We start from the raw sequence: 20,854 nt of genomic DNA, 5'->3' as shown, positions 1-20,854 counted from the left end.
CCCCGTTTTCTGACGCAGAAAACGGCGCGGAATTTGACACAAATTCCGAAAGCGGACCGAAGGTCCGCTCCCCGAATTCTGCGTCAGAATTCGACGCGAAAGCTGCGTCAGTTTTCGCCTTCCTCACGCCCGCCCCCTCCCCTTCGGCACCACGCGCGGCAGCGTATCGAACACCGGCTCCGCCACGTCGCGCGGCCCCACCCGCTCCACTCGCACCCGCAGATCGAACCAGGCCGCCTGCCCCGTCACCGGGTCCGAATTGGACACCCGCCCCGCCCCCGGCAGCACTTCCGAAATCAGGTGGTTCAAAAGGAACCCCTGATTGGCCTCCGCCGCGCCTTCATCCAGCGCCCAGGCCCCCCGCCGCTTGCCGATCGCGTTCCACGTCCAGACCGTGTCCCTGTTCAAGGCCGCCATATGCGCCACAGGCACCACGATCTCGCCAGTCGGAGAGGTCACCCGCGCATAGTCCCCCTCCTCGAACCCCTGCCCCTCCCAGATCGCGGTCGGGACATAGAGGTAATTCTTCCCGTGAATCTGCCGCAGCCACGCATTCTGCGACCCCCAGCTATGATACATCGCCATGGGCCGCTGGGTGATCGCATGGACGGGGAAATCCTCCCCCGCCTCCTCCCCGAAGGGCGCGTACCAGACAGGCAACGGATCCATCGCCAGCTTCAACCGCTCCCGCAGGTGATCGGGGGGTTGCAGGAACCCCTGCCCCTCGGCCGCCAGCTGGAACTTCCGCATCGGCTCCGACCAGATCGAAAACAGATAGGGCTGCGGTGTTTCATAGAAGGACGTCGCCACCGCCCAGTCCTGATAGGCGGCATTCCACGGCTTCATATAGGCCGCCCCCTCCGGCACATGCGCCTGATAGAAACCGCCATTCTCGATATAGCGCGCCAACTGGTCGGGGTTCGCCTCGCCCCGCCCCTCGGCAGCCCCATCCGCGCCCCGGAAGCCGATCAGCGGCCCCACACCGGGCCGCCGGATATGGTTCACCATATAATCCGCATAATCCTTGAACTTCGCCGTCCCATCCGGGTTCACCATCCCCGGCAGGCCCAGCCGCACCCCAAGGTCCAGCAGCACCGACTGGAACCCCCGCACATCACGATCCGGCTCCACCACAGGCCAGCGAATCGCATCCCCCGCCGCATCCGGCTCGGATATCGGGCGATCCAGAAGGCTGATACAATCATGCCGCTCCAGATAGGTCGTATCCGGCAGGATCAGATCGGCATAGGCCACCATCTCCGACGCATAGGCGTCCGAATAGATGATGCGCGGGATCACATATTCCCCGTCCTCCCCCTTGTCCGTCAGCATCTCCATGACGCGCGCCGAATTCATCGACGAATTCCACGACATGTTCGCCATATAGAGGAACAGCGTATCCACCTTGTAAGGGTCCCCCGCATGGGCATTGGGGATGACCATATGCATCAACCCATGCGCGGAAAACGGGTTCTCCCAGGTAAACCCCTTGTCGATCCGCCAGGGCGTCCCGTCCTCCTTCAGCGCCAGGTTCTCCGGCCCCCGCACATAGCCGAGGTGAGGCCCGCTCAAAGGCTTCCCCGGCGCCGCCACGAAATGCGGCGTCGGATGCGCCTCCACGGGCTTGGGATAGGGCGGCTTCAACCGGTATCCCCCCGGCACCTCCACCGTCCCCAGCAGGATCTGCAACAGATGCAGCGCGCGGGCCGTCTGGAACCCGTTCGAATGCGCCGAAATCCCCCGCATCGCGTGAAAGGAAACAGGCCGCCCCGTCATGCTGGCATGACGGTCCCCCCGGAAATCCACCCATTCCACCGGCAACTCGAACGCCTCGTCGAACGCCACCCGCGCCATCTCGGCCGCCAGCGCCCGTATCCGCCCCGCAGGCACGCCACAGCGCGCGGCCACCGCCTCCGGCGCGTAGTCCTCGGACAGATACCGCTCCGCCATATGCTGGAACACCGTCCGATGCCCCTGCCACACCGCCCCAAGGTCCGGCTGCACCCCCGCCCCGTCCCAAGGCGCAGGCATCCCCGTCCGCTTGTCGATGACGAAGGGCTGGCTTTCGGCATTCTTCAGGATAAGCCCCTTCTCCGGCCCTTCCGCCGAATTCACCAGCAAAGGCGCATTCGTCCACCGCGCAAGGTAATCAAGGTCGATCTTCCCCGCCTCCAGCAGGCAATGGATCAGCGACAGGATCAGCAGCCCATCCGTACCGGGCGTGATCCCCACCCACTCATCCGCAACCGCATTATACCCCGTCCGCACCGGGTTCACGCCAATGACCTTCGCCCCCCGCGCCTTCAGCTTGCCGATGCCGATCTTGATGGGATTGCTGTCATGGTCCTCCGCCACCCCGAACAGCACGAAAAGCTTCGTATGCGCCCAATCCGGCTGCCCGAATTCCCAGAACGCCCCCCCGATCGTATAAATCCCCGCCGCCGCCATGTTGACGGAACAGAACCCCCCGTGGGCGGCATAATTCGGCGTGCCAAACTGTTGCGCCCACCAGCCCGTGAAACTCTGGCTCTGATCCCGCCCGGTAAAGAAGGCCAGCTTCTCCGGCGCCTCCTCCCGCAGCGGCTTCAACCACGAAACCGCCGTCTCCAGCGCCTCCTCCCACGTGATCTCCTCGAACGCCCCCGACCCGCGCGGCCCCACCCGCCGTAGCGGCGCGCGCAGACGCGACGGCGCCGTCACCTGCATGATCCCCGACGCCCCCTTGGCGCAGAGAACCCCCTTGTTCACCGGATGGTCGCGGTTCCCCTCGATATAGGTGACCTTGCCGCTCGTCAGATGCACATTGATCCCGCAGCGGCAGGCGCACATGTAGCAGGTGGTCTTCCGCACCTCGTCCGAAACCTGTCGCGACGTCTCGACCCTCGGCTGTCCCATCACGCGCCCCCCGCCATCAGATGCATGGCCTCCATCGCAATCTGACGCTCTTCCTCTGCCGCGACTATCCAGACAGCGACATCCGCCCCTTCGGGATGCAGCACCTCCGCCCCCGCCGCATTCGCCGCCGCGTCGAACCTTACGCCAGCAAAGCCCAACCCCCGCAAGATTTCCGCCCGAACGCCTGCGTCATTCTCCCCGATCCCGCCGGTGAAGCAGACGGCATCCAGCCCCCCCATCGCCGCCATCAGGCTGCCGCCATGCCGCACCGCCCAGTAACAGAAATGCGCCACCGCGAACCGCGCCTCCTCCGTTCCCGCCCGCCGCAAGGCCCGCATGTCCGACGCGCCCCCCAGCCCCAGCAACCCGCTCTCCCGGTTCAATATTCGCCCCGCCCCCGCGATCCCATGCACCTCCGCCAGCCGCAGCACGGCATTCCCGTCAATCCCCCCCGCCCGCGTCCCCATGGTCAGCCCGTCCAGCGGGGAATACCCCATCGTCGTCCCGACCGACCGCCCATCCACGATCCCGCAAGCCGACGCGCCATTGCCCAAATGGAACACAAGCATCCGCCTGGAAGCCGCCACACCCCCCATTTCTTGCACTTTTCGAACAACTGACGCGTAACTGATCCCGTGAAACCCATAGCGCCGCAGCCCCAGCGCCTCGGCCTCCGCAGGCAGCGCATAGCGCGCCGCGACCTCCGGCACCGTCGCATGGAAGGCCGTGTCGAAACTCGCAAACTGCGGCAGGTCCGGCACCAAGGCCCCCACCGCCCGCATCCCCGTCAGGTTCGCCGGATTGTGCAAAGGCGCCAGCGGCACGCAGGCCTCCACCTCCGCCATCACCGCCCCTGTCACCCGACAGGACGCGACTAGCGAAGCCCCCCCATGCACCACCCGATGCGCCGCCGCCTTCAACGACCCGACGGAAACCCCCGCCTCCTCCATCGCCTCGAAGACCAGTGCCATCGCCGCCGCATGATCCGGAACCACCCGCGCCCCGACCAGAGGCCCCACCTCCACCCGCGCCGCGCCGCCGATCTCGGTCACCCGTCCCGCCAGCACCTCGCGCAGGCCCTCATCGAACACCGCCACCTTCACGCTGGACGACCCCGCATTGACGACCAGCACCGTCATCACAGCACCGCCTTCAGCAGACCCAACCCCGCCAACCCCGCCAGCAGCAGGATCGCAAACCGCCGGAAATCCTGCGGATCGGTGTTCAGGAAATGCCGGCTTCCCAGCCAGTTGCCAAGGAACGTCAAGGGCAGCGCGATCAGCGATGCCCAAAGCGTGTCCCAGGTCACCAGCCCCGCCCACCAGTACAAGGGCGCGGAATAGAGGTCCAACAGGGGAAAATAGGCAATCAGCGTCGCCCGGAAAACCGCCGCCCGCATCGGCTGCGCGGCAAAGAAGGCCGCAATCGGCAGCCCCCCCATCCCCGGCGCATTGGCCAGCCCCGACACGACCCCCATCCCGAGGTTCGATATCCCCCGCGCCTCACGCGCCAGCCGCCAGCCCGCCAGCAGCACCCCGCACATCACCAGCACATAGGCCGAAATCACCGCCCGCGCCGCATCCTCGGATATCCCCGTCAGCGCCCAAAGGCCCAGCGGCAAGCCCACCGCCGCCCCCGCCAGCATCAGCCAGACCCGCCGCCAGTCCACATCCGCCGAAATGCCCCGCGCCGCCTGCAGCGACATGGCGGTTTCCAGGATCACCACCACCGCCACCATGTTCAGCGGGTTCATCACCAGCGATGACGCCGCAATCACGATGGCCGAATAGCCGAACCCCGAATAACCCCGGATGAAGGCCGCGCCCAGCACCGCCACCCCCATCCAGACCGTCCCGATCAGGGACAGGTCAAAGGGCATCAAACCACCTGCGGACGCATGTCCGAAGCAGAGATCCCCGCCACGGCAACAGGCTTCTTCATCGCATCCCGCCGGAACGGCTCTCCCAACTCCTGATTGATCAAGGCCTCGATCAGCGTGGTCTTGCCGTGGACCATCTGATCCTCCACGGCCTTGGCCAGCGCCTCCCGCAGTTCCTCCATCGTCCGCGCCTGCACGCCCTGCAACCCGCAGGCCCGCGCGATCCCGGCATAGCTCACCTGCGTATCGAGTTCCGTGCCCACGAAATTGTCGTCATACCACAGGGTCGAATTCCGCTTCTCCGCCCCCCACTGGTAATTGCGGAACACCACCATCGTCACCGCAGGCCATTCCGGCCGCCCGATGGCCGTCAACTCCGTCACGGCGATCCCGAACGCCCCGTCCCCGGCAAAGCCCACCACCGGCACATCCGGGCAGCCGATCTTCGCCCCCACGATGGAGGGCAGACCATAGCCACAAGGCCCGAACAGGCCGGGGGCCAAGTACTTCCGTCCCGCCTCGAAGGTCGGATAGGCATTCCCGATGGCGCAATTGTTCCCGATATCGGAGGAAATGATCGCCTCCTTCGGCAGCGCCGATTGAATCGCGCGCCAGGCCATGCGCGGGCTCATCCAATCCGGCTTCGCCGCCCGCGCGCGTTCGTTCCAGCTCGTCCCCGGATCGTCATCCTCATGGTCCATCGACGCCAGCTGCTGCGCCCAACGGCTCTTCGTGGTGGCGATCAGGTCCAGCCGCTCCTTCCGCCCCGCCTCTCCGGCGGACGAGGACAGCTTGCCCAGAATTCCCTCCGCCACCTTCTTCGCATCCCCCACGATGCCGACCGTGACCCGCTTCGTCAGCCCGATCCGCGCGGGGTTGATATCCACCTGGATGATCTTGGCCTCCTTGGGCCAGTAATCCAGCCCATAGCCGGGAAGGGTGGAAAACGGGTTCAAACGCGTCCCCAGCGCCAGCACGACGTCGGCCTTCTGGATCAACTCCATCCCCGCCTTGCTGCCATTGTATCCCAAAGGCCCCGCAAACAGCGGATGGCTGCCGGGGAAGGCGTCATTGTGCTGATAGCCCACACAGACCGGCGCCGAGAGCCGCTCCGCCAGCGCCATACTCGCCGGAATCGCCCCGCCGATCACGACCCCCGCCCCGTTCAGGATCACCGGGAAATTGGCGGATGACAGCAGCGCCGCCGCTTCCGCAATCGCCGCCTCCCCACCCGAAGGCCGCTCGAATTCCACCACCGCGGGAAGGTCGATGTCGATCACCTGCGTGAAGTAATCCCGCGGCATGTTGATCTGCGCGGGCGCCGAATGGCGCTTGGCGTTCAGGATCACGCGGTTCAACACCTCCGCCACGCGGGACGGATCGCGCACCTCCTCCTGATAGCAGACCATGTCCTTGAACAGGGCCATCTGCTCCACTTCCTGAAAGCCCCCCTGCCCGATCGTCCGGTTCGCCGCCTGCGGCGTGACGAGCAAGAGCGGCGTGTGGTTCCAATAGGCGGTCTTGACTGCCGTCACGAAATTCGTGATCCCCGGCCCGTTCTGCGCGATCATCATGCACATCCGGCCCGAGGCGCGGGTGAAGCCGTCCGCCATCATGCCGCCCGATCCCTCATGCGCGCAGTCCCAGAAGGTGATGCCCGCCTTGGGGAACAGGTCCGAAATCGGCATGAAGGCCGATCCGATGATGCCGAAGGCATTGTCGATGCCATGCATCTGCAACACCTTCACGAAAGCCTCTTCCGTCGTCATCCGCATGGGTCGTCTCCGCCTGGGGTCATCGCGCCCGAAAGGGGCGTCTCTCGCCCCTTTCTATCCGCGACCCGGCCCCGAAGCTTAGGGCCAGAAAATCGGGCCGCTTAAGTCCAGATGCCAACCCCGTCCCGGGCTTGACCCGGGACCTCCCCTCCGCCCGCCCATATGGTTAACGCACCCTGAGCCCGGCGCGCGTCTGCACCGCCGTCTGCACCGGCTGTCTGCACCGGCAGCGGCACCGTCCATCCGGGCCAAACCGGAAGATAAACCCAGCGCACGCAAGGGCTTGCAGGCCGAAGGGGGGGCAACCGCCCCCCCTTACCCCCCCGCCGCCTCACATCCCGCGCATGGCCCTGGCAACCAGGGCGATCCCTTCGGGGATCTTGCCCACGGGAATGGAACTGTAGGCCAGCCGGAAGAAGTGCCGCTCTTCGGTGCCGGGATGAAAGAACACCCGCCCCGGTTCGATCAGAACCCCTTCCGCCCGCAGGCGCAGCGCCATTTCCTCGGTATCCATATGGGGCGCCGCCTCCATCCAGAAGGAGGACCCGCCGAACCCGCCCTGCCCCGCAACCTTCAGATCGTGCTGGGAAATCGCCTCTTCCATCGCCTTGCGCCGCTTGGCGAAGGCGGCCTTCATCCGGTTCACCAGCGCGTCGTAATGCCCAAGCGACAGGAAATGCGCCGTCGTCCGCTGCAACTGCCCCGGCGGATGGCGCAGCACCTGCGCCCTGAGCGCGCGCGCCTCGCGGATGAAGGGCTCCGGCCCCACCAGCCAGCCCAGGCGAAGCCCCGGAAAGATGGATTTCGAAAAGGATCCCGCATGCACCACGCGCCCCCCGGAATCGAGCGACTTGATCGAGGGCGAAACAGGTTTCAGGAAACTCATCTCGAACTCGTAATCGTCTTCAACCACAAGGAAATTCCGCTCTTCCGCCGCCCGCAGAAGGGCTGTCCGGCGTGCCACGGGCATGGTGGCATTGGTGGGGCTCTGGTGGCTTGCGGTGGTAAAGACGACATCCACCCCCGCAGGCAGGCTGTCCACCGACAGCCCCCCCTCGTCCACCGCCACGGGCGTCACCCGTGCGCCCGCCTGCGCACACATCGCCCGGAACCCCGGATAGCCCGGATTTTCCACCACCGCATGCCCCCCGGGCCTGAGCAGCACCTGCGCCGCCAGCCACAGCGCATTCTGCGCCCCCATGGTGACCAGCACCTCCGAAGGCCGCGCCTCGATCCCCCGGCGGGGCAGGATGTTCCTGAGAAGGTATTCGATCAGCAGCGGATCGTCCCGCTCATAGCGATCCGCCGTCAGCGTCTCGAACTCCCGCCGCCCCAGCGCCTGCAGCGCGCAAAGCCGCCAGTTCTGGTGGTCGAACAGCGCCGGATCCGCCTGCCCGTAGATGAAGGGATAGGGGTAGGAGCGCCAGTCCTCGGGCCGCTCCACCCGCTCCATCCGGGAAAAGCGGCCCCCGCACAGCGCCTCCCAGTCCACGCTGCTTTCCACCTTCGGAACGGGGCGGAATTCCGGCTGCACCGGCACGCCCTCGCTGACAAAATACCCCGACCGCCCCCGCGCCGTCAGGTAATCCGCCGCGACCAGTTCGGTATAGGCCAGCGTCACGGTGATCCGGCTTACCCCCAGATGCGCCGCAAGCCCCCGCGACGAAGGCATCCTGTCCGCCGCGCGGAACCGCCCGGCCAGGATCCCTTCGGCCACCATCTGCCGGATGCGCTGCTGCAGGCTGCCACCGCCGCCTTCGGGCAGATAGAAACTCTCGACAGGTATCTCCATCCGCCGCCTCTCCGCATGATCCGGCCATAAGGCGCGCGCGCCTGCCGGGCGTCAAGCCGGGCGGCAGCCTCGGCAGGGGGCCTTCTGCCCCCCACGGCCCTGCGGGCCTCCCCCCGAGGGTATTTTTCCCAAGATGAAGCCCATGCCCCTTCATCTTGGCCCAAATACCCAGGAAACCCGAGCCGAAGCGCAGAGGCGCGCAGGCGAGACAAAAGGAAGGCGCGGCCCCTGTCCCACAGGGGCCGCGCGCAATTTCCTTGCAAGGACGATGACTTAGCCGAAGACGCGGGTCAGCGCGCCGTCAATGGCCCCGGTGATGTGGTCGATGTCATCCTTCGTCGCGATCAGCGCGGGCGACAGGCACAGCGTGTTGTTCAGCCCCGGGATCGACCGGTTGGTCACCCCGATGATCACCCCCTGCGCCATGCAATCGGCCACCACCGCCTGGCATTTCGCCTCTGGCGCGGGTTCCTTGGTCGCCCGGTCCGCCACCAGTTCGGCACCAAGGAACAGGCCCTTGCCGCGCACATCACCGATGATCCTGTGCTTCTCCATCAGCGCCTGCAGGTTCGACAGGCAATAGTCGCCCATCTTCACCGTGTTCTCCAGAAGCCCCTCGCGCTCGATGATCGCCATGTTCTCCAGCGCCGCCGCAGGCCCGCTGGTGCAGCCCCCGAAGGTCGAGATGTCGCGGAAATAGCTCATCGGATCGGTCGGGTCGTCCTTGAACATCTCGAAGACCCGCTCGGTCGTCACGGTGCAGGAAATCGCGGCATAGCCCGAGGCCACGCCCTTCGCCATGGTCACGAAATCGGGCTGGATGCCGTAATGCTGATAGCCGAACCACGTCCCCGTCCGGCCCACGCCGCAGACCACCTCGTCGATGGCCAGGAGGATGTCGTATTTGCGGCAGATCTCCTGCACCCGTTCCCAATAGCCCTTCGGCGGCACGATCACGCCGCCCCCTGCCGTTACGGGTTCAAGGATCAGGCAGCCCACCGTATCCGGGCCTTCGCGCAGGATTACCTCTTCGATGGCATCCGCCGCGCGCTCGCCATAGTTCTCCACATCCCATTGCTTGCGGTATTCAAGGCAGTGCGGCACCCGCACGAACCCGTCCGGGAAGGGGCCATATTGCATCGCCCGTTGGTCCTGCCCGGCGCTGGCCAGCGCGGCAATGGTCGTGCCGTGATAGTCGCGGTCACGATACAGGATCTTCCACTTCTTGCCGCCATGGTGACGATGCGCGATCTGGCGCACCATCTTGTAGACCTTCTCATTCGCTTCCGAACCCGAGTTCGAATAGTAGACCCGGCTCATCCCCGGCATCTTCTCGATCAGCCGCTGGGCAAAGATCGCCCCCGGCACCGACCCGGCGGCGCCTGCGAAATAGTTCATCTTGATCAGCTGGTCGCGCACCGCATTGGCGATGCTTTCGCGACCATAGCCCACATTCACCGTCCAGACCCCGCCCGAGACGGCATCGAGATGCTCTTTCCCCTTGGCATCCCAGACCTTCATCCCCTTGCCTTCCACGATCACGCGCGGGTCGATGCCGGTCTCGTATTGCTTATGCTGGCTCAGGTGATGCCAGACATGGGCGCGGTCGGCCTCGACCACTTCGCTGATGTCGTTGAAACGATCCAACCCTTCCATGGGCGCGTCCTTTCGTGAAACGGGGCAAGCCCCGCAAATCGCAGGGTCCATCTTCCCCATCATCCCCCACCGCCGCCCGCCCCGATAGGGCCAGAGCGGCGACGTTGTTAAGGCCAGATGAAACCGCCCCCGCAGGACGCCCCACCCATCCCCGGCATTTCCCCCCATCCCGGCCCTTGCGCCCGCCTGCCGTATCGCCTAATCAGGCCGCACCTCTGGGCATGGCGGGTTGGCGGAGAGGTTACGCAGCGGATTGCAAATCCGTGAAGACCGGTTCGATTCCGGTACCCGCCTCCAGGGGGCTTCCCATTCCTCGTTTCCTCCCGCAACCGGCACCGCGCCGGAACGGGACGGCTGGCCTTGGGGCTCGCGCTTTTCCCTGCGCACCCACCCGTTCTGCTGCAGGACCGCCCCGCAGAATGGCGGGCGGGCCGTCTTTCGGCCAAGGCCGGGCACAGCCCGCCACTCCATCCCGAACGAAAGTCAGCCGCCCCCATCCGGACGCGACTTGGCGCAGGGCCGCGCGCTCTGCTTCCTGGGCCAAAGGCGGCAGGACGACCGCGATTCCTCAGCCGGCCGGTCCATGCAGCCCATCCTTGCCCCCTCTTCCCCCGGCCCATGCGGCACAAAGCTTGCAGGGCGTGTCGGCACCACCTGCCGTGCTGCTGCCATTCCCGAAGGTTCGTAATGAGCACCCTGTTCCTGTCCGTCGGCACAGCAGCCGAAATTCCCGATGCGCCGGTCTGGGGACCGTCGATGTTCGGCTACCGCTATACCGGCTTCCGCCCCTTTCACCGCTTCGAGGCCCAGCTCGCCGACAACAGCATCGGCACCATGGTCTGGCCCGGCGGCTATCTTGCCGAGGCCCGCCCCGAGAGCTACGGGCTCGACATTCCGGGCCTCTTCGCCGCCGAAAGCGGCCGCCCCGGCCTGGCCGAGATCATGGCCCATGCCCAATCCATCGGCACCGGCCTGTCCATCATCCTGCCGACCGCCCGCTACATGGGCCAGGATGATCTCCTGCGCGCCGATATCCGCGCCTTCATGGGCGATCTGCTGGGCGGCACCTATGGCCCCCCGCCCGCGCAGATGACGCTGGAGATCGGCAGCGAATTCTTCGCCTCCTTCGTCGGCGATCCCGATGCCGCCAGCCACTATGGCCATATCGCGGAAATCTACGTCTCCGAACTGACCGCCGCCCTGGGCGATGATGCGCTGAACCTGATCGACTTCGATCCCGCCATCGCCGTGCAGGCCGGGCGCACGCTGGACGAAGACATGCTGATCCGCGACGAACTCAGCGATGGCTCGCTCCTCGAGGTGGATCAGATCATCCATCACCGCTTCGCCTTCAACGCGACCGGCGTCGATGGGTCCGCGGATGATTTCCATCCCGTGATCGAAGCCTGGCGCAGCGATGCCATGGCCCTGGGCGGCGACGGGCCGGATCTCTTTCTCAGCGCCTATGGCGTGGGCAGCTATACAAGGGCCGAGGCGCTGCGCGACTTCCTCGCCGCCGATCAGGCCGCGGGCGGCAGCCTGACCGAGGATCAGATTGATCTGGCGGGGCGCAGCACCACCGAATTCGAAACCTTCTGGCAAGACCAGCTTTCCCTGCGCGACTACGGCCCCGAACAGCCGCGCCTGATGCTCGAGATGCTGTCGGAATACGGCGCCGAAGGGCTTTCCGCCGCCGCCGCCTTCGGCACCGACATGATCCATCCCGGCCGCCTCAGCCTGACCGATGTCAATGGCGTCCCGCAGGATTTCATCGGTCAGGGCATGCTCGACATGCTGGCCGAAAGCGTGACGGGCACCCGCGCGCTCGGCTTCGGGCTGGACAATGACAGCGGCGACGCGGTCTGGGCCTATGGCTTCGAGAATGCCGACAAGCTGATCATCTTCCTTTCGGCCGGGGCCCGCCCCCCGGAAAGCCTGACGCTCGATTTCGCGGGCCTCGGCACCACCTACAGCCATCTCGCCGCGGATCGCCTGACCGCGACCATCCCGGTAGACTGGATGGAACGCTTCGGCCTGCCCGACAATCCCGACGTCGACGAAACGCCCGAGGCGGAAAGCTTCGCCATCGGCCAACGCAGGGCCGCCGACGTGGATCAGGGGGCCGACGGCCTCACCCTGCAGTTCGGCACCGCGCATGAGGTGATCCGTCTCGCCTTCGCCAAGACCGATGCCGGGATGCAGGACATCGCAGGGTTCAGCGACGGCCCGGTCCTTGCCCTTGCCGCCCCCGACGATGCCGATGGTCCGGATGACCTGCCGATGCTGCCCCCCGAAGAGGATGACGATCCCTCCGACGTCGATCCGGCCATGGCCGCGCCCGCCGCCTGGTCCGGTGGCGATGGCGGCGATGGCGGGGATGCGATCAGCGCGCTCCTGCTGGCCCTGCCCCTGCTCTTTCTGCTGGGCGGGGCCTGAGGCCCCCGCCTGCAAGGCGGGGGACGCCCTCCTCAGCGGGGGTCGGTCACCGCGTCGCCATTGCTGCGGTTCCAGCGGATCGACGACCACAGCGAAAGCCCGATCAGCGCCGCCCCGCCCAGGCCCGTGATCACTTCGGGGATATGCACCAGCGTCTGGCAGAACATGATCACCGACAGGATCAGGATGGCATAGAAGGCCCCGTGTTCCAGATAGCGGTATTGCGCCAACGTGCCCTTCTCGACCAGCATGATGGTCATCGACCGCACATACATCGCCCCGATCCCCAGACCAATGGCAATCACGAAGAGGTTGTTGGACAGGGCAAAGGCCCCGATCACCCCATCGAACGAGAACGAGGCGTCCAGCACTTCCAGATAGAGGAATGCCCCCAGCCCGCCCTTGGCGGCGGCGGACATGGTCTCCTGGCTCTTGTCCAGAAGGCCGCCCAGCGTCTCCACCACCAGAAAGGTGACCAGCCCGTAGATCGCCGAAGACACGAAGGCCGTGCTTTCCGCCCCGGTCAGGAATTTCGAGAAGACAAGGATCGTGACCAGGACCACCCCCACTTCCACCCCGCGGATCGTGGCGGTGGCGGCGACCTTCTCCTCGATCCAGCGCACCCAATGCACATCCTTCTCGGAATCGAAGAAGTAGGTCAGCCCCACCATCATCAGGAAGGCCCCGCCAAAGGCCGCGATGGGCAGATGCGCCTCATGCATGATGCGGCTGTATTCCTCGGGCTGGGTCGATGCCAGGACCAGCGCCTGCCAGGGCCCGATATTGGCCGCCACCACCACGATCAGCAGCGGAAAGACGATCCGCATGCCGAAGACGGCGATCAGGATGCCCCAGGTCAGGAAGGCGCGCTGCCATTCCGGCCGCATGTCCTTCAGCTTGTTCGCATTCACGATGGCATTGTCGAAGGACAGCGAAATCTCCAGCACCGCCAGCACGCAGCAGATGAAGAAGATGGAGGCCATGCCCGACAGGCTGCCCGTCGTCTGCCAGCCCAGCCAGGCCCCGAGGATCAGGCCGAAGGCTGTCACGACAAAGGCCCAACGGAAATAGGCCAGGGTTGATTTCTGCGAGGGGAGAGAGGTCATGGGAAGAACCCTGCCTTTGGGGGACGGTGGCGGACAGCAGGATGCGATGCGCAGGAAAGACGGCGCGGCCTCATCTCGGTCGGTCAGGTCCGTGCGACTGTTGCTTTCCGCGGTGCCGACATCACGAGACCGCCGCAAATGTCTCGCCAGAGGGGCCCGGTCACCAGGGTTTTGCCGCCCGCTGCCGGACGGCTGCCCGCTTCTTGCAAACTCTCGCGCGAAAAGCAACTGCCGCCTTTCACGCCCCGCCATCGCGGATCAGGTCCAGTCCAGCACGACCTTGCCCGAAAGCCCCGATTTCATCGCCATGAACCCCTCGCGGAATTCATCCACCGTGAAGCGGTGGGTGATCACCCGGCGCACATCCAGCCCGTTTTCCAGCATGGCAATCATCTTGTACCAGGTCTCAAAGATCTCGCGCCCATAGACGCCCTTGATCGTGATGGCCTTGAAGACGATCCGGCTCCAGTCCACCGGGCTTTTCCCCGGCGGTATCCCCAGCATCGCGATCCGCCCGCCCATCACCATGGCCTCGACCATCTGATCGAGCGCGGCCTGATTGCCGCTCATCTCCATCCCCACGTCAAAGCCCTCGGTCATCCGCAGCCGCGCCTTCACATCCGCCAGATGCTCCTTCGTCACATCGACCGGGGTCACATCCGCCACCTGCGCCGCCAGTTCCAGCCGCGCCGGGTTCACATCGGTGATCACCACATGCCGCGCCCCCACATGCCGCGCCACGGCGGCGGCCATGATCCCGATGGGGCCAGCCCCGGTGATCAGCACATCCTCGCCCACCAGATCGAAGGACAGCGCCGTATGCACCGCATTGCCCAGCGGATCGAGGATCGCCCCGATCTCGTCATCAATCGCATCCGGCAGCGGCACCACGTTGAAGGCGGGAAGGCGCAGGTATTCGGCGAATGCTCCCTGTTCGTTCACCCCGATCCCCCGCGTCGCCGGGTCCAGGTGGAACTTGCCCGCCCGGCTCTGCCGCGACTGCCGCCCGATCAGATGCCCCTCGCCCGAGCAGCGCTGCCCGATGGCCAGCCCCTCGACATTGCGGCCCAACTCCACGATCTCGCCCGCGAATTCATGGCCCGTGACCAAGGGGACAGGCACCGTCCGCGCCGCCCATTCATCCCAGTTCCAGATATGGATATCCGTGCCGCAAATCCCGGTCTTGCGGATGCGGATCAGCACGTCATCCGGCCCGATCTCCGGCACCGGGCGGCGCTCCATCCACAGCCCCGGCTCTGCCTTGGCCTTCACCAGCGCCTTCATCTCGTTGCTCATGCCAGCACCCCCACTGCCTTGCCCGCCGCGCGGAAGGCCTCCAGCCCGAAATCCAGATCATCCCGCGTCAGCCGCGCATTCATCTGGGTGCGGATGCGCGCCTGCCCCTGCGGCACGACCGGGAAGAAGAACCCCGCCACATGCACGCCCCGCTGCCCCAGTTCCGCCGCCATCGCCTGCGCCAGCTTCGCCTCGCCCAGCATCACCGGCACGATGGGATGCTCCCCCGGCAAGAGCCGGAACCCCGCATCCTCCAGCCCCGCCCGCCAGTAGCGCGCATTGTCGAACAACTGCGCCCGCAGGTCATCCGCCGCTTCGACGATATCCAGCGCCGCCAGCGCCGCCCCCACCACCGCAGGCGGCAAGGCGTTGGAAAACAGATAGGGCCGCGCCCGTTGCCGCAGCAGATCCACCACCGCCTGCGGCCCCGCGATATAGCCGCCCAGGGCGCCCCCCAGCGCCTTGCCCAGCGTGCCGGTCAGGATGTCCACCCCCACCCCGAAATGCGCGGGCGTCCCCCGCCCCCCCGGCCCCATGAAGCCGGTGGCATGGCAGTCATCCACCATCACCATCGCGCCGAACCGCGCCGCCAGCGCCGTGATCTCGGGCAGCTTCGCCAGATAGCCATCCATCGAAAAGACGCCATCGGTCGCGATCAGGATGAAGCGCGCCCCCTCTTCACGCGCCGTTGACAATTGCGCCTCAAGATCGCCCATGTCCGAATTCGCGTATCTGTAGCGCTTCGCCTTGCACAGCCGGATCCCGTCGATGATGCTCGCATGGTTCAGCGCATCGGAAATGACGGCATCCTCCGGCCCCAGCAGCGGCTCGAACAGGCCGCCATTGGCATCGAAACAGGCCGCGAACAGGATGCTGTCCTCCTGCCCCAGGAACCGGGCCAGACGGGTTTCCAGCGCGCGGTGAATGTCCTGCGTGCCACAGATGAATCGCACGCTGGCCATGCCATAGCCGTGATCCCGCATCGCTTCCTCTGCCGCCGCAACCAGGCGCGGATCATCGGCAAGGCCAAGATAGTTGTTGGCGCAAAGGTTGAGCATGCGCCGCCCACCCATCTCCACGCGCGCGCCCTGCGGCCCGGTGATCAGCCGCTCGCGCTTCATCAAGCCGTCGCGGTCAATGCCCGCAAGAACCGTGGTCAGATGGGAAAGAAAGGCGGCCTTGTCCGACATGGCGGATACTCCTCCGTTTTGGCGGATTTACACGCAAGCCCGCCACAATGTCAATATCGCGGAAAGGAATCCGTCAAAACGGAACCCCCCCTTCATCTTGGCCCAATTACCCAAAATCCACATCCCCACCCCGCGCAACGCCGGGCACGGGGATCAGCTTCCCTGCACGATCAGGATCGCCCGCGCCCGCCCCCCCGCGCGGATCGCATGCGGCCGGTCGGCGGCATAGCGCGCGGTATCGCCGGGCCCCAGATCCTCGGCATCCTCGCCCGATTGCACCGACAGCGCCCCCTCCACCACCGTCAGATGTTCCCGGCAGCCCGGCGAATGCGGGTCCGAGACAAGCGCCGCGCCGGGCTCGAAGGACAGGTCATAGACCTCATGCTCCCCCACGGCCTCGGCGGGGGAAAGGATGCGGATGCGCACGCCGGGGCTGCGCGCGATCACCGGCGCGGCACCGGCGCGCGTGATCTCGATCCCCGGCGCGGGGCGGCCCTCCAGCAGCCCCGCGAAATCCACCTGCAGGGCCTGCGTCAGGTTCCACAGCGTGGCGACCGTGGGCGAACTTTCCCCCCGCTCGATCTGGCTCACCATGGATCGCGACACGCCCGACAGCTTCGCCACCGCATCCAGCGACAGGCCGCGCGCCTTGCGCGCCTCGCGCAGGGATGCGGCCAGCCGGTCATGGATATCGGAACGCGGGTTCATGGCCGCATCGTGGCGCCTCGGCGGCCCAAGGTCAACGCGCCTCAGGTGCCGCAATAGGTGACATGCCGGCCCAGCCCCTGCGGCGCGGGCAGCATATAGGCCTCACGCTCCACGAACGGCTCCGACACGGCGGCCAGCAGGGCCCCGAAGGGGGCCATGTCGCCCATCGTGGCGGCATCCAGCGCCTCTTCCACCTTGTGATTGCGCGGGATCACGGCGGGATTGGCGGCCCGGATGCGATCCGCCGCGTCCGGGGCCAGCCGCGCCTGCCAGCGCGGCAGCCAGGCCCGCAGCGCCGTGGCATCGGCAAACAGCGGCGCGATCCCGCCCGCCTCTCCGCCCACCGCCCCCGCCAGACGGCGGAAGGTCAGCGTCCAGTCCGCCCCCTGCCCCGACCCAGAACCCTCCATCGCCGCCAGCAGATCATCGGCCAGCGCGCCGTCGCTTTCCTCGGCCCCCGCCAGCCCCAGCTTGCCGCGCATCACCGCCACCCATTCCGCGCGATAGCGCGCCGCGATCCCCTCCAGCAGCCCGTTCGCGATATCCACCGCCCGGTCCTGATCGGCATCGAACAGCGGCAGCAGCGCCTCGGCCAGCCGCGCCAGGTTCCAGCCCAGGATCAAGGGCTGGTTGCCATAGGCATAGCGCCCGCCATGATCGATCGAGGAAAACACCGTCCCCGGCGCATAGCCCTCCATGAAGGCGCAGGGGCCATAGTCGATGGTCTCGCCCGAAAGGGCCATATTGTCGGTGTTCATCACCCCATGGATGAACCCCACCCCCATCCATTGCGCGATCAGCCGCGCCTGCCGCCCGATGACGTGATCGAACAGCGCGACATAGGGGTTCTCCGCCCCCGCCACCTCGGGAAAATGCCGCGCGATGGTGTAATCGGCCAGCCGCCGCAGCTGCGCCTGATCCCCGCGCGCGGCAAAGAACTGGAATGTCCCCACACGGATATGGCTGGCCGCCACCCGCGCCAGAACCGCACCGGGCAGTTCCACCTCGCGCAGCACCGGCGCGCCGGTCGCCACCACGGCCAGCGCCCGCGTCGTGGGAATGCCCAGCGCGGCCATCGCCTCGCCCATCAGATATTCCCGCAGCATCGGCCCCACCGCTGCCTTGCCATCCCCCCCGCGCGAAAAGGGCGTCCGCCCCGATCCCTTCAGATGGATGTCCCAGCGGCGGCCATCCGGGGCCAGCACCTCGCCCATCAGCAGCGCGCGCCCATCGCCAAGCTGGGGCGAAAAGCCGCCGAACTGATGCCCGGCATAGGCCTGGGCCACCGGCTCGGCCCCCTCCGGCAGGCGGTTGCCCGAAAACAGATCGGCCGCCCCCGCCTCCAGCGCCACGGGATCCAGCCCCATCTCGCAGGCCAAGGCCCGGTTCAGCACCAGAAGGCGCGGCGCAGGGGCCGGGGCCGGACGCACGGGCAAGAATGTCCCGGGCAGATCCCGCACCCATGAATTGTCGAAGGAAATGGTCATCCTGCCCCCAAGCCCACGGCGCGCCTGCCCCCGATATGGGCCAGCCCCCGCCCCACTGCAAGCAGGGCCCGCCGCCGCGTCCTGCCAGGCTCAGCGGATCTCCAGCCGGGCAAGCTGCCAGATCGACCGGACATAGACCGTCTCGGTCTGGTATTGCGGCACCGAATCATAGGGATAGACCACCCAGAGCGGCCCCTTGTCCCGCACCGAAAGCAGCCGTCCATTCTGCTCGAAGGCCAGGATCGGCCCGCCCTCCACCGCATCGGCCAGCGGGATCTCGACCATGTAGTCGTTCAGCGCCGATGCCGCGATCACCTCGCCCTCTGCCTCCAGCGCCGCCAGCAGTCGCGACAGGGGCACGCCCCGAAAGCTCTGCACGCCTTCCGTCCAGATCGTGGTGGTCTCGATCGCCACCGGATCCATGGCCTGCAGCATCGCCAGATCGAACCGCGCCGTCCCGTCGCCATTGGTTCTTTCGATGCTGCCCGTGACCGTCAGGATGACCGCGCCATCCGGTTCCGGCAGCGCCTCGGCCAGCGCCGCCGTCGCCATCAGGCCCAGCAAGGCCAGCGCAGAAAGCACGGATCTGCAACACATCATGCCAGTCGCCCCCATCCAGCGACCTGCATACGTCAGAACCGGACCAAGGTCAGCTATCCTTTTGGGGTATGCACCCCGCGCGCCCGATCCCGCAAGGGTTGTGCCCTCCGCAAGGGCGCGCCTCCGCCCGGGCGGGACAATTGCCGCCTTGCCGTGGAAACTGGTCGGGGCGATAGGATTCGAACCTACGACCTACGGTACCCAAAACCGTCGCGCTACCAGACTGCGCCACGCCCCGAACGCGCCCTCCTTAGCCTGTCATTCCCGGCTTGGAAAGCGCCGATCGCGGGCGGCCTAGTCGCAGGGCCAGGCCGCGCGGTCCTGCGGGATCGCGGGATGGCGCAACTCGGCCCCGGGCACGATGCCCATGCGCGCCGCCAGCCCGCCATTGATCTCCAGCACAAAGCGCACCCCGTCGCCGCCATCGACCGGCGTCGTGTCGCCGGGGATCGCCTCGGCATGAACCCGGGTCACGCGCCCGGTCTCGTCGGCAAAGATCATGTCCAGCGGGATCAGCGTGTTCTTCATCCAGAACGAGGCCCGCTGCGGCGCCTCGTAGACGAACAGCATCCCCGAAGACTTCGGCATGCTTTCGCGGAACATCAGGCCCTGCGCCCGCTCCGCCCCGTCATCGGCCAGTTCCACCGAAAACCGCTGCTGGCCGCCCGGGCCGCGCAGCTCCACCACCTCGGGCGCACAGGACGCAGCCAGCGCCGCGCCCGGGATCAGCGCCATCACGGCACCGATCAGCCAACCTGCCGGGTTGCCGCTTCCCATGAAACCACCTGTACCGCCATACGCCCGCGCTTGCCCTCGACGATGCGCAGGCAGATCGCCTCGCCCGCCTGCAGATCCGCAAAGCCGGATACGCGCAGCACCTCGATATGGATGAACACATCCTCGGGCCGCCCGAAGACATTGGCAAAGCCAAAGCCCTTGGCCTTGTCGAACCACTTCACCCGGGCCGGTTCCAGCGGAAGCTGCGCGATCTCGTCGGCATCGACAGGCGCGTTCTCGTCGCCCAGCGGGAAGGAAACCCCCTGAGGCGGCTCGATCTCAAGCACCTCAACCGCCTGAACGCCACGCTGCGTCATCTGCACCTTCACCGAAATCACTGCCCCGTCAGCCACGGAATTCTGGCCATAGTTGCGCAGGACATTCGCATGAAGGAGGATATCAGCCCCGCCCTCATCCGCAACAATGAAACCAAACCCCTTGCCGGGATCGAACCATTTTACGCGGCCATGCACGACGTGCACGTCCTTTTCTTCATCTATCATCTCGAGAGCCAATCCCCAGTCAAAGCCCTGCGATGACATGACGCTAATGTAGAACCTGATTCAAGGGGCAATCGTTAACGATCCTGAAGCCAATCATTCGCGAAGCGCGAATTTCACGGGTTCAGGCGCACGATTTCCCAAGGTGCATCGTTGTCATTTCTGCTCCAGCGGAAACGGTCATGCAGGCGGAACTGGCCATCGGCCCAGAATTCGATCTCTTTCGGGCGGATGCGGATGCCGCCCCAGAAAGGCGGGCGGCGGGGAATCGGACCCTGCTCGACGGTGACCTTCGCCACCTCGGCCATCAGCGCCGCGCGCGACGACAGCGGCTCCGACTGGCGCGATGCCCAGGCGCCAAGGCGGCTCTTCAGGCTGCGGCTGGCGTAATAGGCGTCGGCCTGCGGGCCTTCCTCACGCTCGGTCACGCCGCGCACGCGGATCTGGCGGCGCAGGCTCTTCCAGTGCAGCACGAAGGCAGCCTTCCCGCTCGCGGCGATCTCGCGGCCCTTCCTCGACTCATAATTCGTATAGAAGACAAAGGCATCCGCCTCGATCTCCTTCAGCAGAACCATCCGCACATTGGGCATTCCCTCGCTGTCCACGGTCGCCAGCGCGATGGCGTTCGGATCGTTCGGCTCCACCGGTTCCGCCTCTGCCAGCCAGGCCCGCGCGATCGCGAAGGGGTCGTCCCCGGCGAAAATTCCACTTCTGTCCATGATCTTCCCCGACTGCCTTCCTGGGCCGGGCGCAACCG

General features: G+C 66.4%; 16 protein-coding genes and 2 tRNA genes. 2 read left to right on the top strand and 16 right to left on the bottom strand.

The features are described from left to right. Positions 1–123: 123 nt before the first annotated feature. From G5V65_RS10725 to tpa, 6 genes are all read right to left on the bottom strand, one after another. Positions 124–2,895 carry a molybdopterin-dependent oxidoreductase gene (locus tag G5V65_RS10725; protein WP_165049839.1) on the bottom strand — a complete coding sequence of 924 codons (2,772 nt, stop codon included), beginning with the start codon at positions 2,893–2,895 and terminating at the stop codon, positions 124–126. Next, positions 2,895–4,034, bottom strand: a complete 1,140-nt coding sequence (locus tag G5V65_RS10720; protein WP_165049837.1) for an acetate/propionate family kinase — start codon at positions 4,032–4,034, stop codon at positions 2,895–2,897. The genes G5V65_RS10725 and G5V65_RS10720 overlap by 1 nt, the downstream gene beginning before the upstream one ends. Continuing rightward, positions 4,034–4,774 (bottom strand): sulfite exporter TauE/SafE family protein, encoded by a 741-nt coding sequence (locus G5V65_RS10715; protein WP_165049835.1) that lies wholly within the window; start codon positions 4,772–4,774, stop codon positions 4,034–4,036. The genes G5V65_RS10720 and G5V65_RS10715 overlap by 1 nt, the downstream gene beginning before the upstream one ends. Continuing rightward, complete coding sequence (gene xsc / locus G5V65_RS10710) at positions 4,774–6,549, bottom strand: sulfoacetaldehyde acetyltransferase (protein ID WP_165049833.1); 1,776 nt, start codon at positions 6,547–6,549, stop codon at positions 4,774–4,776. The genes G5V65_RS10715 and xsc overlap by 1 nt, the downstream gene beginning before the upstream one ends. A gap of 331 nt (positions 6,550–6,880) precedes the next feature. Then, on the bottom strand, positions 6,881–8,341 hold the full coding sequence (gene pdxR, locus G5V65_RS10705; RefSeq protein ID WP_165049830.1) for a MocR-like pyridoxine biosynthesis transcription factor PdxR: 1,461 nt from the start codon (positions 8,339–8,341) through the stop codon (positions 6,881–6,883). Positions 8,342–8,614: 273 nt separating this feature from the next. Then, entirely contained in the window at positions 8,615–9,997 is a 1,383-nt protein-coding gene (gene tpa / locus G5V65_RS10700) for a hypotaurine--pyruvate aminotransferase Tpa (protein ID WP_165049828.1), read from the bottom strand. Between the two features lie 223 nt (positions 9,998–10,220). Here tpa and G5V65_RS10695 point away from each other — a divergent pair. Continuing rightward, positions 10,221–10,294 (top strand) — tRNA-Cys (locus G5V65_RS10695). A 390-nt stretch (positions 10,295–10,684) separates the two neighbouring features. After that, positions 10,685–12,433: a hypothetical protein gene (locus G5V65_RS10690; protein WP_165049825.1), complete on the top strand. Its 1,749-nt coding sequence runs from the start codon at positions 10,685–10,687 to the stop codon at positions 12,431–12,433. Between the two features lie 32 nt (positions 12,434–12,465). Here the strand turns inward: G5V65_RS10690 and G5V65_RS10685 are convergent, their stop codons facing one another. From G5V65_RS10685 to pdxH, 10 genes are all read right to left on the bottom strand, one after another. Further along, positions 12,466–13,539 (bottom strand): DUF475 domain-containing protein, encoded by a 1,074-nt coding sequence (locus tag G5V65_RS10685; protein ID WP_165049823.1) that lies wholly within the window; start codon positions 13,537–13,539, stop codon positions 12,466–12,468. Positions 13,540–13,797: 258 nt separating this feature from the next. Continuing rightward, positions 13,798–14,823, bottom strand: coding sequence for an L-threonine 3-dehydrogenase (gene tdh, locus G5V65_RS10680; RefSeq protein ID WP_206526768.1), 1,026 nt, complete (start codon positions 14,821–14,823; stop codon positions 13,798–13,800). 8 nt (positions 14,824–14,831) lie between these two features. Continuing rightward, on the bottom strand, positions 14,832–16,025 hold the full coding sequence (locus G5V65_RS10675; protein WP_165049819.1) for a glycine C-acetyltransferase: 1,194 nt from the start codon (positions 16,023–16,025) through the stop codon (positions 14,832–14,834). A gap of 153 nt (positions 16,026–16,178) precedes the next feature. Beyond that, positions 16,179–16,733 (bottom strand): helix-turn-helix domain-containing protein, encoded by a 555-nt coding sequence (locus G5V65_RS10670; protein ID WP_165049816.1) that lies wholly within the window; start codon positions 16,731–16,733, stop codon positions 16,179–16,181. Positions 16,734–16,774: 41 nt separating this feature from the next. Further along, positions 16,775–18,220, bottom strand: a complete 1,446-nt coding sequence (locus tag G5V65_RS10665; RefSeq protein WP_165049814.1) for a protein adenylyltransferase SelO — start codon at positions 18,218–18,220, stop codon at positions 16,775–16,777. Positions 18,221–18,310: 90 nt separating this feature from the next. Beyond that, complete coding sequence (locus G5V65_RS10660) at positions 18,311–18,802, bottom strand: molybdopterin-dependent oxidoreductase (RefSeq protein ID WP_343162840.1); 492 nt, start codon at positions 18,800–18,802, stop codon at positions 18,311–18,313. A gap of 179 nt (positions 18,803–18,981) precedes the next feature. Further along, positions 18,982–19,058: transfer RNA gene (locus tag G5V65_RS10655), tRNA-Pro, on the bottom strand. A 56-nt stretch (positions 19,059–19,114) separates the two neighbouring features. Then, positions 19,115–19,597 carry a DUF192 domain-containing protein gene (locus G5V65_RS10650; RefSeq protein ID WP_165049812.1) on the bottom strand — a complete coding sequence of 161 codons (483 nt, stop codon included), beginning with the start codon at positions 19,595–19,597 and terminating at the stop codon, positions 19,115–19,117. Further along, entirely contained in the window at positions 19,567–20,100 is a 534-nt protein-coding gene (locus tag G5V65_RS10645; RefSeq protein ID WP_165049809.1) for a cold-shock protein, read from the bottom strand. Before G5V65_RS10645 ends, G5V65_RS10650 begins: the two co-directional genes overlap by 31 nt. Before the next feature lie 113 nt (positions 20,101–20,213). Then, positions 20,214–20,816, bottom strand: coding sequence for a pyridoxamine 5'-phosphate oxidase (gene pdxH / locus G5V65_RS10640; protein ID WP_165049807.1), 603 nt, complete (start codon positions 20,814–20,816; stop codon positions 20,214–20,216). Between the last annotated feature and the right edge of the window lie 38 nt (positions 20,817–20,854).

The organism is Paragemmobacter kunshanensis (assembly GCF_011059185.1).
Classification (GTDB): domain Bacteria; phylum Pseudomonadota; class Alphaproteobacteria; order Rhodobacterales; family Rhodobacteraceae; genus Paragemmobacter; species Paragemmobacter kunshanensis.
Note: the sequence above shows the minus strand (reverse complement) of the source record. Positions and strands in the feature narration are given on the sequence as shown.